Below are 15294 nucleotides of genomic sequence, written 5' to 3' on the forward strand. Positions count from 1 at the left end.
CAATTTACGAAGGAGAGGCCCATGGCTACCCAGCTAGAACCCGATGCCCATGCCGACGAGGATGCCTTCCGCACCGAAGTGCAGCAGTTCCTCGCCGAGCATTTCCCTGCCGAACTGAAGAACAAGGGCAACGCGCTTGCCGGCGTCGACGGTCCGACCGACGAAACGCCGGCCATGACCGCATGGCGCAAGGCCGTGGGCGAGCGCGGCTGGGGCACGCCGACCTGGCCCAAGGAGTATGGCGGCGGCGGCCTGACCAAGGCGCAGGCCAAGATCATCGACCAGGAATTCGCCAAGGCGGGCGCCTACAACCCGATCGGCGGCATGGGCGTGATGATGTTCGGCCCCACCCTGCTCGAATACGGCAGCGAGGAGCAGAAGCGCGAGCATATCCCGCCGATCTGCCGCGGCGAAATCCGCTGGTGCCAGGGCTATTCGGAGCCCAATGCCGGCTCCGACCTCGCGAACCTACAGACCTTCGCCGAGGACAAGGGCGATCACTATGTCGTCAACGGCCAGAAGACCTGGACCAGCGGCGGCCAGTGGGCCGACAAGTGCTTCGCCATCGTCCGTACCGACAAGAGCGACAAGCACCGCGGCATCAGCTTCATGCTGATCGACATGGATGCACCGGGCGTCGAGGTCCGCCCGATCACCATGATCAGCGGCACCAGCCCGTTCTGCGAAACCTTCTTCGACAATGTGAAAGTGCCCAAGAAGAATCTCGTAGGCGAGGAAGGGCAAGGCTGGACCATCGGCAAGCGCCTCTTGCAGCACGAGCGCACCAACATCTCGGGCGGCGGCCGCCTTGCCAGCATGATGGGCCAGAGTCTCGGCGATATCGCCAAGAATTACGTCGAGACCGATGCGGACGGCGAACTGGCCGACAAGGTGCTGCGCGACAAGATCGCCGATTTCGAGATCCGCTGGAATTCCTTCCTACTGACGGCCCGCCGGGCGGTCGAGGAAAGCAAGGCACAGGGCGGCGTCTCCGAAATCAGCTCGGTGCTGAAGAAGGTCGGCACCAAGCTGAGCCAGGAACGCAGCGAGTTGCTGATCGAGATCCGCGGGTTGCAGGGCCTCGGCTGGGAAGGCGAGGAGTTCACCGACGGCGAACTCGAAGCCGTGCGCGGCTGGCTCTTCGGCAAGGCCACGACGATCTACGGCGGCTCGACCGAAATCCAGAACAACATCATCGCCAAGCGCGTGCTCGGCATGCTCGACCACCAGTAAGACAGGGGAGCACACAGACATGGCAGTTCTCAACGAAGAACAGGAAATGCTGCGCGACATGGCGCGCGACTGGGCGACCAACGAAAGCCCGGTAACCGAATTCCGCAAGGTCCGCGCAAGCGGCGAGCCGCAGGCTTACGACAAGGATGCCTATGCCACGATGGCCGAGATGGGCTGGGCCGGTGTGATCATACCCGAAGATCACGGCGGTTCGGATTTCGGCTTCATGTCGGCGGGCCTCGTAGTCGAGGAACTCGGCAAGACTCTGACCGCCAGCCCGCTGGTCGCCACGACCATTGCTGCCAGCGCAATCGTGCTGGGCGGCAGCGAGGAGCAGAAGGCCAAGTGGCTGCCCAAGCTCGCCAGCGGCGAGACGGTGGCAACGCTCGCGGTCGACGAGGGCGCGCATCACGATCCCAGCACGATCGAGACGAGCGTTTCGGGCGGAAAGCTGACGGGCAAGAAGGCCTTCGTCCACGAAGCGCATGGCGCAGACCTGTTCGTAGTCGCGGCCAAGGACGGGCTCTATCTCGTCGAGAAGGGTGACGGCGTGTCGCTCGCCACCCGCAAGCTGACCGACCAGCGCAGCCATGCCGACGTGAATTTCGACGGTGCGGCGGCGGACAAGCTCGAAAGTGGCGGCGACAGTCTGCTCGACGATGTGCTCGATCGCGCGCGTGTCCTGACTGCCGCCGAAATGCTCGGCATGGCGCAACAGGTCTTCGACACCACGCTCGACTATCTCAAGCAGCGCGTCCAGTTCAACCAGGTGCTCGCCACCTTCCAGGCGCTGCAGCACCGCATGGCCGACCTCTTCGCCGATCTCGCGCAGATGCGCAGCGCGGTCGAGGCGGGCCTGCAGGCGGTCGATGGCGGCTTCGGCGTCGCACGCGCGGCGACCATCGCCAAGGCTGAAGCCAACCGCGTGCTGCACACGATCAGCAATCAGGGCATCCAGCTGCATGGCGGGATCGGCATGACCGACGAATACGACGTCGGCTTCTACCTCAAGCGCGCTCGTGTGCTCGAGGCAGCCTGGGGTTCGTCGAGCTATCTCAAGGACCGCTTCGCCAAGCTCGGCAGCTATTGAGCGAAGCGCTCGCCTCATCGGGCGAGGACGATACGGCGCCCCCGGACGGCGATGTCTGGGGGCGCCATCGCGCCTTCATGGAGGCGAACCTCCGGCGCAATTATGCGACCAATCTAACGCACGGCGTTTTCGGCATGACCGGCTTCCGGCTGATCTATGCCCCCACGATCATCCCCGCTTATCTCTATCTGCTGACCGGCAGCGCCGCCGCGGTCGGCCTCGGCACCGCGCTGCTGCAACTGGGCGGGACGATCTCGCCGATCCTCTCGGGGGCGCAGATCGAAAGCCGCAAGCGGATCCTGCCCTACGCGATCACCGTCGGCTCGATGATGCGGGTCATGGTCCTGGCCCTCGCGATCGCCGCCTGGACGCTCGAGGGAACCACGCTGCTGGTCGTCACCCTCGCCAGCTTCCTGCTGCTCGGCTTCTTCAGCGGGGCGCAGCGGGTCGCCTTCCAGATGCTGATGGCGAAGCTCATCCCGATCGACCGCCGCGGGCGGCTGCAGGGCATCCGCAACATGGCCGGCGGGCTCATCGCCGCGGGACTTGCCTGGGTAGCGGGGCATTATTTCATCGAGCAGAAATGGCTCGGCAACGGCTATGCGACCACCTTCCTGCTCGCCTTCCTGCTGACCTCTGTCGGGCTGTTCGTGCTGCGGCTGGGTATCCGTGAGCCCGATGCGCCGCGGCTGCGCCCGGTGCTGCCGCTGCGCGAAAGGATAGGCCAGTTCGGCGAGCTGGTGCAGCACCCCGATTTCCGCGCCTTCCTCATCGCGCACGGCCTCGCCGCGATCGCCCGCGTCGGTCTGCCGTTCTGGACGCTCTATGTCGGCGACAGGCTGGGGCTCGACGGAGCGCTGGTCGGTTCGCTCAGCCTCGCCTTCCTCGCCGCCGACACCCTATCGAACCTCGTCTGGGGATCGCTCGGCGACCGGATGGGCTTCCGCGCGGTCTATCTTGGCGCGCTGGCCAGCAGCCTTGCGGGCATGCTGTTGCTGGTCTTCGGCGACGGCTGGCTGCTTTACGCCAGCTTCGCCTTCCTCGGCTTCGGCTTCTCGGGCTGGATGATGGCGGCCATCTCGCTGGTGCTAGAGTTCGGCGAGCACGAGGACATCCCGATGCGCCTCGCGCTGACCACCACGGTCGAGGGCGGCGTGTCGTCGATCGGGCCGGTGCTGGTGGGGCTGAGCATTGCGGCGCTGGGTTACGTCCCGCTGATCCTCGCCGCCTTCGCCTCGCTGCTCGCCAGCCTGACACTGATGGTCTGGCGGGTACGCGAGCCGCGCGGTTCAGCCTGACGGCGCGAGCATCCCTTCGGACATGACCGAAAGATAGGTCCGGATGGCCTCGCCCGGCGGATCGAAGCGCGCCGCCCAGTGGCGCGCCTCATAGGCCGAATTGACCGTCGACATGATGACCTGCCCGGCCACCAGCGGATCGATCGCACGGACCGAACCGTCGGCGATCCCGTCGATCAGCATGCCGGCAAAGCGCCGGGCCAGCCGGTTCGAACGGGTCACTACATCGGCCTTGTGCTCCGCATCGAGCGCTTGCAGCGCCGTGGTGCGCAAGAGCGGCGTGGGATCGAAGAACTGCAAATCGACCAGTTCGGCCAGCACGCTTGAAAGCCGGGTCCAGTAATCGGTCCCGATCTCCCGGCCGGCGATCTGGACCGAGGACAGGCGATCATAGCTTTGCTGGAAACAGGCCAGCACCAGATCGTCCTTCGCCTGGTGGTGGTGGTAGAAGCTGCCCTTGGTGACGTTGAGGCTCTCGGCGATCCGGTTCACCGAGGCGCCACGATAGCCGAGCTGGTTGATCATGACCGTCGCCGCGCGCAGGAACGCTTCGTTCTGGCCGGGTTCCTCGGTATCGGGCGTGCGCCAGTTGCCGATCAGCTGCTGCGGTTCGAAGGTCCCGCGCCGGGCTGGCAGGCCGTGGGCGAGAATGTCGAACAGGCGCTCCTCGATACGATCGAAATCGAGCACCGAATAGCGTTGCGACCACACCGGCCACCACATCATCGCCTCGAGCAGGACATGCGCCCGGGCAGAAAACAGCGCGCGCTCCTCATTGCTGCGCCATTCGCCGAAGAAGCGGCGCACGAGATCCACCACGCGCAGGTAATGCGCCATCAGCGGATCCTGCACCTCGGATTCGAGCGTGCGGATTTCCGACAGGGCGGTGGTGAGGCCGCGTTCGCCCGCGCGGATGCGCTTGCGCAGCGCGATATGCGCGGCGATGAAATGACGCAGCCGCGCGGCCGGATCGGCCTGCCCCAGCGCTTCCTGCGCCATCGCCTCCATCAGCGTCAGCGTCTGGTCGTAAACCGCCACGACCAGCTGTTCCTTGCGCGGGAAGTAATAGGTCACGCTGGTCGCGTTGAGTCCGATCGCTCTCGCCACCTCGGCCAGTGTGGTCGCCTGTACCCCCACCTCGTTGATCAGTACCGAAGCGGCATGGATGATGGCCTCGCGTTTCTCGCCGAACTTGCGAGTGGCGGCGGGGCGGTTCATGCGAAGAACGCCCCGAGATCCTTCTTGAGGATCTTGCCATTGGCGTTGCGGGGGAGCGTATCCTCCACGAAGGCCACGCGTACCGGCACCTTGAACTTCGCCAGCCGCCCGGCAACCCATGCACGCAATTCCTCCTCGCTCGCCGACATGCCCGGGGCGAGGTGAACGACCGCCGCGGGTTCTTCGCCCAGCGTCGTGTGCGGAATGCCGATCAGCGCCGCGTCGGTCACCGCCGGGTGGTCGTAGAGGACGTTCTCGACTTCGGAGGAATAGATGTTCTCGCCCCCGCGGATGATCATGTCCTTCGCCCGGTCGGCGATGTAGCACCAGCCTTCCTCGTCGAGCCGGGCGAGATCGCCCGTGCGAACCCACCCGTCGACGAAGGTTTCGGCGGTCGCTTCGGGCCGGTTCCAGTACCCCTTCACCACCATCGGCCCGCGGGCCCACAACTCGCCCACCTCGCCCACCGGCAGCTCGGTCTTGCCGTCGTCGGCCATGATCCTGAGATCGGCCACCGCAACGGGCGGGCCGCAGCTGTCGGGGCGGTAGAGATAATCTTCGGAGGAATGGCCGGTGACGGTGGCCATGGTCTCGGTCATGCCCCAGCCATTGCCCGGCAGCGCGCCGAAAACTTCGTGGATCTTGCGCACCAGCTCGGGTGCGGAGGGGGCCCCTCCATAGGCGATCGCCTCGAGGCTGGTGAGGTCGTAATCCGTGCGCGCAGGGTGCTCGATCAGCTGCCAGGCGATGGTCGGAACGCCGCCGGTCAGATTCACCTTCTCGCGCTCGATCAGTTCGAAGGCCTTCACCGGGTCCCACTTGTGCATGAACACCATAGTATGGCCCGCCGCGACATAGCCCATCAAACCAGCCGAGCAGGCGGTGACGTGGAACAGCGGAATGACCGTGAGACCGACCTTCTGCACAGGTTCGGGCGGTTGTTCGCCCCGGCGCAGTGCGGCGCAGGCGGCGTTGAACCCGCTCGACAGGATATTGGTGCAGAGGTTGCGATGGGTGCCGAGCGCGCCCTTGGGCTGGCCGGTGGTGCCGCTGGTATAGAAGATCGTCGCTTCGTCCTCGGGCGCGATGTCGCACTCGGGCAAGTCGCCTTCGGGCAGCGCGGCATAATCGTTGGGCGCCCCGAGGATATCCTCGAGCCGCTCGGCACTATCCGGCACGCCATCGCTGCGCGAAATGAAGACCGTCTCGAGCCCGGACAGTTCGCCGCGGTGCGGGGCAATCCGGTCCCAGCGTTCATCGTCGCAGACGAGCAGCTTGGCGCCCGAATTCGACAGGCCGAAGGCAAGCTCCTGCCCCGTCCACCAGGCGTTGAGCGGCACACAGATCGCACCGATCGTTACCGCGGCGAAAAAGACGACCGGCCATTCGGGAAGGTTGCGCATCGCCAGCGCCACGCGGTCGCCCTTGGTCACGCCGCGCGCGCGGAATTCGCCCGCGAGGCGGGCCACCGCGCGGAACCATGCATCATAGGTAACCCGTTCGTCCTCGTAGATGGTGAACAGCCGATCGCCGTGCGCGCGGCCCGCCATCGCGACCAGCCGCAGATTGGCGGGGGCGTTCTTCCATACGCGCGTCGGCACTCCGTGGATGTCGAGCGTTTCCATCTCGAAGCGCTCGCCCGGCGCCGTCAGCCGTGCCACGCATTCGCTTCGCGACATAGCCGGCCAGTTTTCCGGCGGCACGAACCCGATCGCCCGAGCAAGGTCGTTCATGGCATCCCCCTTCTCCGCCGCCTCTCCCCGGGCGACTCTCTCCGCACTTGGTCTAAACCCGCTTCGCCCTTCCGCGCAAGCCGCCTTCGAAGTAGAGGTATGAGGGTGGCAAGAACAGATGAATTCGCTATTCGTGCAAAACCGAAGCATAGGTATGCGCGGTGGAGGAGAGAGGAATGTTCGAGCTGGCTAAGGCCGCGGCCCAGGGATTCGATGCCGACAGGCTGGCACGGATCGCCCCCTTCCTGGCCGAGACCTATATCGAAAGCGGGCGCCTGCCCAATGCGCAGCTGGTGGTCGCACGCGACGGGAAGCCGGTGCACTACACAAAGCTCGGCAGCATGGGCGACGACCAGCGGCCCTTGCGCGACGATGCCCTGTTCCGCATCGCCAGCATGACCAAGCCGGTGACCTCGGTCGCCTTCATGCAGCTGGTCGAGCAATGCCGGGTCGCGCTGGAGGAGCCGGTCACGCGCGTGTTCCCCGAATTCGCCGATCTCAAGGTCTACGCCGGCGGCGGCGGCTCGATTCCCTTCGCACCGGGCGCGCCTGCGCATCCGATGCGCTTCGTCGACCTGCTCACGCATATGTCCGGCCTCACCTACGGCCTGCAGAATCGCAACAATATCGATGCAGTCTATCGCGAGCACAATTTCGACTTCGCCCGCGATCACCTCGACAGCGACCGCTTCATCGACAAGCTGTCGAAGCTTCCGCTCGAATTCGCCCCCGGGCAGGGCTGGAACTACTCGGTCTCGACCGACGTCCTCGGCATTGCGGTCGAGCGGATCAGCGGTATGCGGCTGGGTGACTATTTCGAGAAGCACATTTTCGCCCCGCTGGGCATGGAGGACACGCGCTTCGGCGTTGCCGAGGGGCAGGGCGAGCGGCTGGTCGATGCCTACGCCTATCGCCCGGGCCAGGCGCCGAAGATGATCAATGCGGGCGCCACGAGCAAATTGAACCGGCCCGGCACCTTCGACAGCGGCGGGGGCGGCTTGATCGGAACGATCGCCGACTACCATCGCTTCGCGACCATGCTGCTGAACGGCGGTGAGCTGGACGGCGCACGCATCCTCGGCCCCAAGACCGTACGGCTCATGCGCACCAATCACCTTCCGAACAATGCCGACCTCACCGAGATGTCGAGCAGCCTGTTTTCGGAAGCCAACAATGCCGGGACCGGCTTCGGCCTCGGCTTCGCCATGGTGATCGACCCGGCAAAGACGCTGATGCCCTCCAGCCTCGGCGAATTCTACTGGGGCGGTGCCTATTCGACCGCCTTCTTCGTCGACCCCGTCGAACGGATAACCATGGTCTTCATGACGCAGGTCTATCCTTCGTCGACCTATCCGATCCGGCGGCAGCTCAAGACGCTGATCTACTCCGCCCTCACCGAAACCTACGCCTGAGGAGACCCCCGATGACCTCGCCCATCCGCACCGAACGCCACGACAACGTCCTCGTGGTCATTTCCGACAACCCGCCGGTCAATGCGCTCGGCCAGGCAGTGCGCGCGGGCCTCAACGACGCGATTGGCGAGGCGCTCTCCGACGACACGATCGAGGCCGTCGTGATCCGCTGCGACGGCCAGACCTTCTTCGCCGGCGCCGACATCACCGAATTCGGCAAGCCGCCCGTCGGACCCAACCTGCCCGAAACGCTCGACGCGATGGAAGCCAGCGACAAGCCGGTGGTCGCCGCGATCCACGGCACCGCGCTGGGCGGGGGCTGCGAGGTCGCGCTCGCCTGCCACTACCGCGTCGCCGTGCCGAGCGCGAAGTTGGGCCTGCCCGAAGTGAAGCTCGGCCTGATCCCGGGCGCAGCCGGCACCCAGCGCCTGCCGCGCCTCGTCGGCGCCGAGGCCGCCCTCCCCCTCGTCGTCGGCGGAAATCCGATTTCGGCGAAAAAGGCGCAGGCGATCGGCCTCGTCGATGCGCTGGCTGGCGAAGGCAGCCTCGAAGCCGACGCCATCGCCTTCGCCAGATCGAAGATCGGCCAACCGGTCCCGCGTGCTTCGGAGGGCACAGCCAATGAGGACGGCGTCCGCGACCCCGACCTGTTCGACCGATTCCGCGCCAGCCAAGCGCGCCGTATCCGCGGCTTCGATGCGCCCAATGCCGCGATCGAGGCGGTCAAGGCTGCGGGCGAGCTTTCGTATGCCGATGGCGTGAAGAAGGAGCGCGAGCTGTTCATGAAGCTGATGAGCGGCACGCAGAGCGCCGCCATGCGCCACTATTTCTTCGCCGAACGCGCCGCCAACAAGATCGACGACGTGCCCAAGGACACCCCGCTGATCCCGATCAAGAAGGTCGGCGTGATCGGCGCCGGCACGATGGGCGGTGGCATAGCGATGAACTTCCTCTCTGCCGGGATCCCGGTGGCCATCCTCGAGATGAAGCAGGATGCGCTCGACCGCGGCACCGGTGTGATGCGTAAGAATTACGAGAATACCGCCAAGAAGGGCCGCATGACTGCCGACCAGGTCGAGCAGGCGATGGGGCTTCTGACCCCGACGTTGTCTTACGACGATCTTGCCGATTGCGACCTCGTGATCGAGGCGGTCTACGAGAACATGGAGGTCAAGAAGCAGGTCTTCGCCAAGCTCGACGAGGTGGTGAAGGAGGGCGCAATCCTCGCCTCCAACACCAGCTATCTCGACATTGACGAGATCGCCACGGCGACGAAGCGCCCTGGCTATGTTGTCGGGATGCACTTCTTCTCGCCCGCCAATGTCATGAAGCTGCTCGAGGTCGTACGGGGCGCGAAGACCCGCGACGACGTGCTCGCCACGGTGATGAAGCTCGCCAAGACAATCGGCAAGGTTGCCGCGGTCTCGGGCGTCTGCCCCGGCTTCATCGGCAACCGCATGCTTTCGAAACGCCAGGAGCAGGCGAACGAGTTGATCATGGAAGGCGCGAACTATTGGGAGGTCGACGACGTACTGCTCGAATTCGGCTTCCCCATGGGCCCGTTCCAGATGGGCGACCTCGCCGGGATCGACATCGGCTGGCACCGCGACCCCACCAAGGTTACCACCATCCGCGAGGCGCTGTGTGCCGCCGAGCGCTTCGGCCAGAAGAACGGCAAGGGCTTCTACGACTACGACGAGGCGCGCAACCACACGCCGTCGGACGAAGTGAAGGCGATCATCGCCGACTTCGCTGCCAGGGAAGGTAAGCAGCAGCGCAAAATATCCAAGGACGAAATCCGCGAGCGCCTGCTTTACCCGATGGTCAACGAGGGCGCGAAAATCCTCGAGGAAGGCATGGCCCAGCGCGCGAGCGACATCGATGTGGTTTGGATCAACGGCTACGGCTGGCCGCTCTATACCGGCGGCCCAATGTTCTGGGCGCAGACGATCGGGCTCGATACCGTCGTCGCAGGCCTGGAAAAGCATGGCCTTCCGGTTAGCAACTATCTGCGCGAAAAGACCGAAGGCAGCGGCAAGTTCGACTAGGATAGAGCGGAATCTGCGACATTTTTGAAACGCCGGTACGGAAATCGGTCGACTGGGCAAGTCGTTCGTCCAGCTGCGCTTGACTTGCAACGGGCGGACGGCTTGTGACCAAATCTAAAGGGACTCTGCACAAGCTGGGTCCGGGATGAGAGGAGAAACTATGAGAAAGTTCGGTCTACGCCACCAATGCGCCTTCGGTGCGCTCGCGATCTCGCTTGCCATCGCTCCCGCAGCGGCCCAGGCGCAGGATGCGACAACCGCAGATGCCGAAGAAGCTCAACCGGCTGACAATACCGGCCTGGATACCGGCAATGTCATCATCGTCCGCGCCCAAGGCCGCGAACAGGCCCTTGCCGACGTGCCGGTCGCCGTCTCGGCCGTCTCGGGCGAGATGCTCGAGAAATCGGGCGTCGCCGACATCCGCGACCTTACCCAGGTCGCGCCCTCGCTGCTGGTTTCCTCCTCGGGCAACGAAGCCAATGGCTCCGCCCGTATTCGTGGGATTGGTACGGTCGGCGACAACCCCGGCCTCGAAAGCTCGGTCGCGGTCTTCGTCGACGGCGTCTATCGCTCGCGTTCGGGCAATGCGCTGTCCGAACTCGGCCCGCTCGACCGCGTCGAAATCCTGCGCGGTCCGCAGGGCACGCTCGGCGGCCGCAACTCCTCGGCGGGCCTGATCAACATTTATACCGCGCCGCCCGAATTCGAGTTCTCGGGATACGGCGCCTTCACTTACGGCAATTACGACGCGATCAAGGTCGAAGGCGGCGTGAACGCCCCAATCTGGCCCAGATTCGCGATCTTGGCGGCACGGGCGACGTATACAACCAGACGAGCGAGAACTTCGCCGTCTTCACCCACAACATCGTCCACATCACCGACACCGTCGATCTGACGCTCGGCCTTCGTTACACCAACGAAACCAAGGACTTCGATGCCACGTTCAGCAATGACAACGTGTTCTGCCCGCAGAACCGCGCGCTGCTGAGCGGCCTCCTTACGACGCCTCTTGCGGGCCTCGCCGGCGGCCTCATCGCGCTGTCCTGCCAGGGCAACTCGACCAGCGAACTCGACGGCGTCTCGGTCGCCGACACGCGCGACGAGGACGAGTTCACCGGTACGGCCATCCTCAGCTGGAAGCCCAACCCGGACTGGCTGGTCTATGGTTCGTACTCGAAGGGCTACAAGGCCGGCGGCTTCAACCTCGACCGGTCGGCGCTGTCTAACCCGCTGCTGTTGAACCCCAACAACCTCGACACGGCGAACCTCCAGTTCGACGCGGAAACGGTCAACGCCTACGAAATCGGCCTGAAATACGCCGCCCGCAAGTGGGGCTTCAGCGTGGCAGCGTTCCGGCAGGAATTCAGCAACTTCCAGCTGAACACCTTCAATGGTTCGGTCTTCCTGGTCCAGAACATCAACGGCTGCGACACCGATCTCGGCGGGGCCGATCGCGACGGCAGCGCCGCCACGGGCGCCTGCGCGGTCGACAACGTCGCTCCTGGCGTGGTCGCGCAGGGCTTCGAATTCGAAACCTCGCTCAGCCCGATCCGCGACCTGACCATGACCATGGGCATCACCTATTCGGACACCAGCTACGAGAGCAATCTCGTCGGCCGGGACGACGGTTCGCCGCTCGATCCCGCGTTGCGCCTGCTGCCGGGCGACAATCTGTCGAATGCGCCCGAGCTGGCGGCAACCGCTTCGCTCAGCTGGACCCCGCCGATCGGCAATTCGGGTCTTTCGGGCCTGGTGTTCCTCAATGCCCGCACTACCGGCGACTACAACACCGGCTCGGACCTGCTCTATGGCAAGGAACAGGACGGCTACACGATCGTGAACGGTCGCATCGGGATCACCGGCCCCGATCGCCGCTGGGGGGTCGAGCTGTGGGCCAACAACCTGTTCGACGTCGACTATACGCAGGTGGCGTTCAACACGCCGTTCGTGGCGCCGCAACAGACCTACTCGGCCTTCCTGGCCGAACCGCGGACCTACGGGATCACGGTGCGCGCCGGTTTCTGACCGCGCATCCCTGCCAATCCACGAAGGGGCCCGGCATCCACGATGCCGGGCCCTTTTTTCATGTCTCCCGGAAACCGGGCGGCGTCTCGCAGGTCCTTCGCTCGGACCCTTTGCCTGGCGACACCATTCGAACTGGCGGTACGAGATGCTACGTAAGTTTCGAACATAATTCCCCCTAACGCTTGACATAAAGCGCAAGAGCGCATTGAATTTCGATTGGAGGGTACGCGTCAAGACGTGCTCCCGAGGGAGAGAGGACCATGACCAGATTCACATTACGTCACAGCTGCGCCCTGGGCGCGCTCGCGATCGCCGCCCTGTCGTCGAACCCGGCCTTCGCCCAGGCCGAGGCCACCGGTGCCGCGGCACAGGACGAGACCCGCATCGTCGTCACCGGCTCCTACATCCGCGGCACACCCGAAGATGCGGCGCTGCCAGTCGACGTCCTCTCGGCGGAAGAGCTCCAGAACAAGGGCATCACCTCGCCGCTCGAGATGATCAAGGAACTCCCCTCGGTCGGATCGGTGCTCGGCGACACGAACCAGTTTTCCACCGCGGCGCAGGGGTTCCAGGGCAACGGCTCGATCAACCTTCGCGGCCTCGGCCAGACCCGCACGCTGGTGCTGCTCAACGGCAAGCGGATGATCCAGGCACCCGGTGACGGCTTTACCGATACCAACTTCATCCCGCTCTTCGCGCTGCAGCGTGTCGAAATCCTCAAGGATGGCGCTGCCGCTACCTATGGTTCGGACGCGATCGCCGGGGTGGCCAACTTCATCACCCGCACCAATTTCGACGGGGTCGAGGTTGCCGGCGACTGGACCTTCATCGATGGCTCGGACGGCAACTACAACGTCAGCGCGCTCGTGGGGAAGAACTTCGGCGACGTAAACGTGATGGTCGGGGCTGGCTGGCAGCACCGCTCGGAACTCGCCACCACTGCCCGCGACTACACATCGCAAACCTATGACGTGAATGCCTCGGGCTATTCGGCACTCGCCACGCCGGGCCTCTTCGCGGTGACCTATCTCGGAGCCGGCGGGCTGAACACGGTCCTGTCGCCGGACAAGGGATGTAATGAACTCGGCGGTTTCCAGACCGGACCGGTATGCCGTTTTACCTATATTCCCTACGACAACATCACCGAAGAAGAAGACCGCTACCAGGTCTACGCCAAGGCCGAGGCGGATCTCGCCGACGGTGTGCGCTGGCATCTCGATGCCTTGTGGGCAAAGACCGACCTTGAGAGCCTGAATTATTCGCCGGCCTTCCCGCCGACGCAGGGGCCGAAGGGGTCTGGCTTCGTAAGCGCATTCTCCACTTCACCAGCCAACCCGGCCGTGGCCGCGTTCCTCGCCCAGCAGGGCCTGCCCCCCTCGGGCGGCGCGAATGGCCCGGTGGTCGCGGTGACCAACGTCTACTACCGCCCGTTCGGCTTCCTCGGCAATCCGCGCGATACCGAACGCGGTGCCGGTGAGGGCCTCGCCAAGAACAACGCCTGGCGTATTTCGACGGGGCTCGAATACGACCTTGGCGACAGCCTCGTGCTGAACATGGATGGCACCTATTGGCGCTCGGCCCGCACCGCCTACGCACCGGGTATCGTCGGTTCGCGCCTCCAGGCGGCCCTCAACGGCTTCGGCGGGGCAGGTTGCACGGGCACCACTCCGGGAGCCAATGGCTGCAAGTGGTTCAACCCGTTTGTGCTCGCCGGTCCGGAAAACCCGGCCAACAATCTCGCCAACCCATATTATGTGCCTGGCTTCGAGAATGATCCGGACCTGGTGGCTTGGCTCCAGATTCCCAACGGGACCTTCCAGCGCGAAGAGCAGTTCGTGATCGACATGGTGCTTGCGGGCGGAACCGGCTTCGAACTGCCCGGCGGCGAAGTGAATTTCGCCTTTGGCGGCCAGTATCGCAAGAACAACTTCATCAGCCGTCCGCTGAACGACGAGTCCAATCTCGACATCAACCCGTGCTTCATCGAAGGCGACCAGAGCTGCGTTGGCACTGCAACCGACGGTGTCGGCCCGTTCATCTTCCTCGGCGGCACGCGGCCCGTCGCGCTGGACCAGAGCGTCTACGCCCTGTTCGGCGAACTCCAGTTGCCGGTGCTCGACAATCTGGAAGTCACCGCCGCGATCCGCTTCGAGGATTACGGCGACCCGATCGGATCGACGATCAATCCCAAGGCAGCAGTCCGCTTCGAGGCGACCGACTGGCTGACACTGCGCGGTTCGATCGGTACGACTTTCCGCGGGCCGCTGGCCAACAATGTCGATGCCAACTTCGTCACCGCTTTGCAGGGGCTGACCGCTGCGGGCGGCAACTACAAGTCGGTCGATATCTACGGCAATCCGGCGCTCGATCCGGAAACCGCGCTGACCTACAACTTCGGCTTCATCGTCGATACCGGCAACTTCACCTTCAGCGCCGACTACTGGACCTACGATTTCAAGGACCAGATCGTCATCACCCCGGCCGATGCCATCGCCAGTTCGGTCGCAACCGGGGCGCTGACGGCGAACGGGACCCGGCTGATCGACTGCAACGCCGCGCTGATCGGGCTGATCACGCTTTCGGGCAACGCCTGCACGGCCACCTCGACCGGGCTCGACATCGCCCGGGTGCGGACGCAGTACGTCAACGGTCCCGACGTCAAGGTGCGTGGCATCGACTTTGCCGCCAATTACGATATCGAAGCCGGCTTCGGCGTGATCTCGATCGGCGGCAATGCGACGTGGAACCTTGCCTACAAGACCGACGATTTCTCCGTGGACGGGGTGCTTGTGACGAGCGCCTACGATGCAGTCGGCTTCGGCAACTACTTCCGCGACCCGGGCACGCTGCCCGAATGGCGCGCCAACGGCTACGTCAACCTCCGCACCGGGGGGCTGAACGCGCGCTATTCGATCAACTACATCGACAGCGTGTTCGACGAGCGCTGCACGGCCGATCCGTGCTTCGTCATCGCGGGCGTTCCTGCGGGCAGCAATTACGGCCGGAACAGCGGCAGCTATACGCAGCACGATCTGGTGCTGAACTATACGCTGCCGGTGCAGTTCGCCGAGGTTCAGCTGACCGCTGCGGTGATCAACATCTTCGACGAAGCGCCCGCCGAGGCCTACCTGCCGCTGGGGTACAATCCCTTCATCGGCAACGGCATCGGGCGCAACTTCCGCCTCGGCCTGCGCACTCGCTTCTAGCGACGGTCGAACCAAACGGACGGGGGGCCCG

At 64.7% G+C, this 15294-nt stretch carries 8 protein-coding genes and 1 pseudogene; 7 read left to right on the forward strand and 2 right to left on the reverse strand.

Going from position 1 to position 15294, the window contains the following annotated elements; translation table 11 throughout:
- Positions 1-21: 21 nt before the first annotated feature.
- Genes ACEQZ0_RS01630 through ACEQZ0_RS01640 form a run of 3 tightly spaced genes read left to right on the forward strand, consistent with a single transcriptional unit; the run spans position 22 to position 3621 of the window.
- Positions 22-1233 carry an acyl-CoA dehydrogenase family protein gene (locus ACEQZ0_RS01630; protein WP_370187720.1) on the forward strand — a complete coding sequence of 404 codons (1212 nt, stop codon included), beginning with the start codon at positions 22-24 and terminating at the stop codon, positions 1231-1233.
- A gap of 19 nt (positions 1234-1252) precedes the next feature.
- On the forward strand, positions 1253-2323 hold the full coding sequence (locus ACEQZ0_RS01635) for an acyl-CoA dehydrogenase family protein (protein ID WP_370187723.1): 1071 nt from the start codon (positions 1253-1255) through the stop codon (positions 2321-2323).
- Positions 2320-3621, forward strand: a complete 1302-nt coding sequence (locus ACEQZ0_RS01640; protein ID WP_370187726.1) for an MFS transporter — start codon at positions 2320-2322, stop codon at positions 3619-3621. The genes ACEQZ0_RS01635 and ACEQZ0_RS01640 overlap by 4 nt, the downstream gene beginning before the upstream one ends.
- On the opposite strand, the gene ACEQZ0_RS01645 is transcribed toward ACEQZ0_RS01640, so the two are convergent.
- Both ACEQZ0_RS01645 and ACEQZ0_RS01650 read right to left on the reverse strand, forming a co-directional pair.
- Positions 3613-4839: a TetR/AcrR family transcriptional regulator gene (locus tag ACEQZ0_RS01645; protein WP_370187729.1), complete on the reverse strand. Its 1227-nt coding sequence runs from the start codon at positions 4837-4839 to the stop codon at positions 3613-3615. The genes ACEQZ0_RS01640 and ACEQZ0_RS01645 overlap by 9 nt on opposite strands.
- Entirely contained in the window at positions 4836-6572 is a 1737-nt protein-coding gene (locus ACEQZ0_RS01650; protein ID WP_370187730.1) for a class I adenylate-forming enzyme family protein, read from the reverse strand. The genes ACEQZ0_RS01645 and ACEQZ0_RS01650 overlap by 4 nt, the downstream gene beginning before the upstream one ends.
- A 176-nt stretch (positions 6573-6748) precedes the next feature.
- Between ACEQZ0_RS01650 and ACEQZ0_RS01655 the strand changes: the two genes are divergently transcribed.
- From ACEQZ0_RS01655 to ACEQZ0_RS01670, 4 genes and pseudogenes are all read left to right on the forward strand, one after another.
- Positions 6749-7984 (forward strand): serine hydrolase domain-containing protein, encoded by a 1236-nt coding sequence (locus ACEQZ0_RS01655; protein ID WP_370187732.1) that lies wholly within the window; start codon positions 6749-6751, stop codon positions 7982-7984.
- A gap of 11 nt (positions 7985-7995) precedes the next feature.
- A complete protein-coding gene (locus ACEQZ0_RS01660) occupies positions 7996-10032 on the forward strand; it encodes a 3-hydroxyacyl-CoA dehydrogenase NAD-binding domain-containing protein (RefSeq protein ID WP_370187735.1) in 2037 nt (678 codons plus the stop codon).
- 160 nt (positions 10033-10192) lie between these two features.
- Positions 10193-12057 (forward strand): annotated as a pseudogene (locus ACEQZ0_RS01665) (TonB-dependent receptor).
- 260 nt (positions 12058-12317) lie between these two features.
- Entirely contained in the window at positions 12318-15263 is a 2946-nt protein-coding gene (locus ACEQZ0_RS01670) for a TonB-dependent receptor (RefSeq protein WP_370187737.1), read from the forward strand.
- The last annotated feature ends 31 nt before the right edge of the window (positions 15264-15294 follow it).

Origin of the sequence: Qipengyuania sp., assembly GCF_964227205.1 — a bacterium.
GTDB lineage: Bacteria > Pseudomonadota > Alphaproteobacteria > Sphingomonadales > Sphingomonadaceae > Qipengyuania.

Excerpts from the sequence above, each read along its gene's own strand:
- ACEQZ0_RS01645 (WP_370187729.1), bottom strand. The coding sequence starts at position 4,839 with ATGAACCGCCCCGCCGCCACTCGCAAGTTCGGCGAGAAACGCGAGGCC.
- ACEQZ0_RS01630 (WP_370187720.1), top strand. The coding sequence starts at position 22 with ATGGCTACCCAGCTAGAACCCGATGCCCATGCCGACGAGGATGCCTTC.
- ACEQZ0_RS01670 (WP_370187737.1), top strand. The coding sequence starts at position 12,318 with ATGACCAGATTCACATTACGTCACAGCTGCGCCCTGGGCGCGCTCGCG.
- ACEQZ0_RS01635 (WP_370187723.1), top strand. The coding sequence starts at position 1,253 with ATGGCAGTTCTCAACGAAGAACAGGAAATGCTGCGCGACATGGCGCGC.
- ACEQZ0_RS01650 (WP_370187730.1), bottom strand. The coding sequence starts at position 6,572 with ATGAACGACCTTGCTCGGGCGATCGGGTTCGTGCCGCCGGAAAACTGG.
- ACEQZ0_RS01655 (WP_370187732.1), top strand. The coding sequence starts at position 6,749 with ATGTTCGAGCTGGCTAAGGCCGCGGCCCAGGGATTCGATGCCGACAGG.
- ACEQZ0_RS01660 (WP_370187735.1), top strand. The coding sequence starts at position 7,996 with ATGACCTCGCCCATCCGCACCGAACGCCACGACAACGTCCTCGTGGTC.